Annotated in this window: 3 protein-coding genes and 2 pseudogenes; 1 reads left to right on the forward strand and 4 read right to left on the reverse strand. The window is 41.8% G+C overall.

The features are described from left to right. The 3 genes and pseudogenes from H6F50_RS28115 to H6F50_RS24890 all read right to left on the reverse strand — a co-directional run. Positions 1–146 (reverse strand): annotated as a pseudogene (locus H6F50_RS28115) (RNA polymerase subunit sigma); the annotation flags it as partial. A 163-nt stretch (positions 147–309) separates the two neighbouring features. After that, positions 310–2,169, reverse strand: coding sequence for a hypothetical protein (locus H6F50_RS24885; RefSeq protein ID WP_190430746.1), 1,860 nt, complete (start codon positions 2,167–2,169; stop codon positions 310–312). After that, positions 2,166–3,073: pseudogene (locus H6F50_RS24890) on the reverse strand (IS5 family transposase). The gene H6F50_RS24885 and the pseudogene H6F50_RS24890 overlap by 4 nt, the downstream one beginning before the upstream one ends. Positions 3,074–3,133: 60 nt before the next feature. On the opposite strand from H6F50_RS24890, the gene H6F50_RS27815 reads away from it, so the two are divergent. Next, entirely contained in the window at positions 3,134–3,256 is a 123-nt protein-coding gene (locus H6F50_RS27815) for a hypothetical protein (RefSeq protein WP_277879381.1), read from the forward strand. 41 nt (positions 3,257–3,297) lie between these two features. Here H6F50_RS27815 and H6F50_RS24895 read toward each other — a convergent pair. Beyond that, on the reverse strand, positions 3,298–4,038 hold a 741-nt coding region (locus tag H6F50_RS24895), incomplete at its 5' end, for an FAD-dependent oxidoreductase (protein WP_190430747.1).

The following is a 4,038-nucleotide window of genomic DNA, read 5'->3' on the forward strand; positions in this document are numbered from 1 at the left end:
CCGCAGAGTTGGTAAAGAGTTGATCTGACGCGCTGCTGATGGCGCTGGTAGAGTTGCCGAAAGCTCTGCTTGTTGCCTTCTTGACACCGTTTTACCAGGTAAGCATCGGTGTCGAGATCGGGTTTTTCTTTGGGTTGATCGCCCATTAGCGCATTGATTGGTACAGCTGGCACCGATTGGCTCTCTCTTACCACTGTTGGATTTCTAATGCTTTAGACTGGGCATCTGGGGAAAAGGTTCAAAGGCAAGCAGCGCATCTATCGAGGGAATAAACCTCTTGCAAAAGGAAATCATATTGATCAAGCCAATTCACTTCGCTATATCGATTACAGTAAACTCACTTGGTAAGCCCACTTGATCAGGAGAAAGAACTTTTCCGTCTACAACAACATTTAGATATATCCCACTAGGGCTTATTGACAGAATCTTTCTGGTTTCTCCATTTTTGAATACTACTAATCTGCCTGGAATGAATTGCTGAACAGTATCCTTTCGATTAGGAACGAAAAAACCAGCAAAATTCCGTGCAATGCCTCGCTCCCAGTTTTGATCAGAGAGATAGAAATCAGCTTCACTAGAAGTTGTTGACCATATACCCAACGGTTCAAGCGTATAAATTTTTTGTTCAAGCGGCTGATAAATATGAGCTGACTGAAAGTGATAAATCCCACTGTTCCTTAGAAGGCTACCAGTCAAGAGAACGCCTTGGCAAGCCTGTTTAGCATCAACTAAATTGATCAGAGCTTGAGCATTAGGAATGCCTTCATGAACACCACGATCTAGGGTAAAATTGACCCAACCCCGCACTGCACTTTGCGTTGCCCATAAAGCGCATGGTTGAACTTTATTCTCTAGTTTCTTCAATACTGTCTCGTTATCCTTAAATATATAACTAATATCACTCTCTCTGATTCTTGACTGAAATCCATGAATATTGAGAGCTAGTGATATTACTAAAATACTAGAAACAAATCTTGCTGCTGTAATGGGCACTAATCCTATAAATCCCGAAATCAATAAGATTATAGGAATAATCGCTTTTAATCGATCAAAGTGATAGATAGATGCATGTTGAAGCATAATAATGTTTTCTACCACAACCAGGATTGAAGGGAATAGAATTAAGCTGAAAATATACCATTCTTGGCTCCATTGACTGAAAATTTTCCAAATAATGAAAATAAAAGATATAGCAAAAATCAGCAAAGTTAATCCGCCAAATGACTGGAAATACCCAAATAGTAATGCCTCAAAGATAGCTTTGGTATCAAGAAGACTTCGAGCAAAAAAACGGGCCTGAAGAGCCTCCATGAAACTTTTCGTTCCGACAACAGAAGCATAATGCCAAAAGATAAATACTACTGATGAAAAGGTTGAAAGCAAAATTTCTTTACTTAAAAACCTCGGTTTTTTATTGATCTTTTGATTCTTCAAGGAAAGAAAAACCGGCAAAAATGCCAAAGATATATTCCCGATAAAACCTGTCCATTCCAACATTGGACTTATGAAAGCCAGACACAAATAAAGACTTCGGACGCTGTGCCTTAAAGGTTTGTTTTCTGTCTGAACCATCTGCATAAAGATGAGCCTTTGCAGGCATAGAAGTTGGCCTAGCCACACAATATTCCATAGAGAGTGATGCCAATAAATAACGCCATGAGAATATAATGACTCAAGACTGAATAGATATAGCAGTGCGGCAAACAAGGTGGAAACACTTAACCTCAAAGTTGAGGAAATTAGAGGTGATAGAGAGTTCCAGATGAGCAAGATTAAAAGAACTGTACCTAAGTAGTGAATACCTAGATTAAACTGCATCAGATTGAATAAAGATAAGGAGGCTCCACTGGCTTGAAATAACATATAAGGCCCAAGAAATCCCAATGACCCAAAAGATGTGTAGTAGTAATTACCTTGAGAGTCCGGAACTGCTGCCCCCCAAGGAATATACTTATCGGATAGTTCTCCTAAACTGACAATTGGAAGACCATGATGAATCGACCAAGGAGTTTCAGTTAGAGCCTTCACGGTTAATAGCACATGATAGCTAGCATCTAAATTCTGTATATCGTTTGTTACGCTGAATTGGCTTGTCCGAAGAAATATAGAACCTAAAAAGGCAATAGAAGCTATGAGCATGACTACGAAAAGTGCTTTTTTACGTTTCATATCTTCTTAACCATTGACTTCAATAGACCTCTTGCAAAAGTCGCTCCGGAAGATTTAACTGTTGGGAGAAAAAGCTCGTAATTATAGAGAGGGGCAATCAGATTAAACCTTAAACTAAATCTTTTTCGACGATTTCTATAAGGAAGCTACAAAATCTTAAAAACCTTAAGTTTCCTATTGATATGCTCACCTAAAACTCTAATCCTGGCTAATTCTTGATTCCTCTTTCTGTCTTCATCACTTAATTTCCCTCCTTTAGGCTTTTTTCTGGGAATCCGACTATTCTCATGCAGTTTCTGAATTCCTTGATAACCTTTATCTCCCAAGCACTCTATATCTTTTCTCACCCTAATTTTACTGTTTTTAAATATACGAAAATCATGTACAAAAATCATGTTCTCTGCCCTTACCGTGAGCGGTGCAGATGATTTTACCATTTGCTTGGTCTACCACTACTTGCGACTTGAGTGTATGTTGTTTCTTTTTTCCACTGTAGAATTGTTTTTGTTTTTTTAGGTCGTTCAATCGGGCTTTCTGTAATATCCACTATGACGACCTGTAACTGATAATCAGAATTTTTCAGTTTTTTCTTTTCTGGAAGAGTGAAAGCCCTGCCTTGAGTCAATATATCTTCTATTTTTCGGATAATTCTGTAAGCTGTAGACTCGTTTACTCCCCACGATTGACCAATATGAAAGTACGTTCGGTATTCTCTCTAATATTCTAATGTCATCAATAATTGGTCTTCCAAGCTGAGCTTACGCAAGCCAAGCCGTCCTGTTTTTTGTTTTGCCTCGCTGTGCGACCGCACAACCTCTAGCATTTGATTAAAAGTCTCCCGACGTACACCACACAAGCGTTTAAACTTTTCTGACTTCAGGCTTTTTACTTGTTCGTAGGCGATACATGCTACCTAACTCTAGCCTACTTGTCTCACGCCTCTGGGACTTTTGCAAGAAGTCTAATGACTAGAGAAAGAGCGATCGCATCTGTCGAGGGAATGGGAGAAAAGAGCGATCGCGCTACTTTTCCTAACCAGGATCTTCGCTTGGAGGATGCCAAGCGGCTGCTCAAAAACCCGCCCTAAAAAGGCTTTAGGCGCGGGTAAAAATGAGAAGTCAGCGTAATTTACCGCAGAGTGACGAACTCTTCGGCGGTGGAAGGATGAATGCCAACGGTGGCGTCGAAGTCTTTTTTGGTGGCTCCCATATTGACTGCGATCGCGATTCCTTGAATCACCTCAGCTGAATACTCACCCACCATGTGAGCGCCTAGCACGCGGTCAGTACTTTTGTCAATCACTAACTTGACCATGACTTTCTCATCCGCGCCGGTGAGACTGTGGAACAGAGGACGGAACCGGGCGCGATAGATTTGCACGTTGTCATCGCCCAACTTTTTGCGGGCATCGGCTTCGCTCATTCCCACCGTAGCGGCTTCTGGCTGGGTGAATACGGCGGAGGCAACATTTTCGTGATTGAATACCCGGCGATTGTTGCCAAATTCAGTATCGGCAAAAGCGCGACCTTCGCCAATGGCGACAGGCGTTAAATTGATCCGGTTGGTGCAATCGCCTACAGCGAAAATATTCGGCTGGTTGGTGCGGCTGTACTCATCGACTTCGATGGCACAGTTGACGCTGTACCCGTGCAACCTGGGTAAATCTTCGTCTTCACAATTAACAACCTTAACGCCCGCATTCTCCAAACCAAGTTTTCCTAACAAAGGTGCGCGACCAATGGCGACTAGAACTTGATCTGCGGTGAGGGTTGTATCCGCGTCTTTGCCTTTTTCGGTGAAGGCGACCTTTAGACCCTCTGGGGTTTGCTCAATGCCTTTCCCGGTAACATTGGTGATAATGTTGATGCC

The sequence above is a fragment of the Coleofasciculus sp. FACHB-712 genome, from assembly GCF_014695635.1.
GTDB lineage: Bacteria > Cyanobacteriota > Cyanobacteriia > Cyanobacteriales > FACHB-T130 > FACHB-T130.

Bases quoted from the DNA above. Each gene is read 5' to 3' on its own strand.
- H6F50_RS27815 (WP_277879381.1), top strand. From the start codon at position 3,134: ATGACTAGAGAAAGAGCGATCGCATCTGTCGAGGGAATGGGAGAAAAG.
- H6F50_RS24885 (WP_190430746.1), bottom strand. From the start codon at position 2,169: ATGAAACGTAAAAAAGCACTTTTCGTAGTCATGCTCATAGCTTCTATT.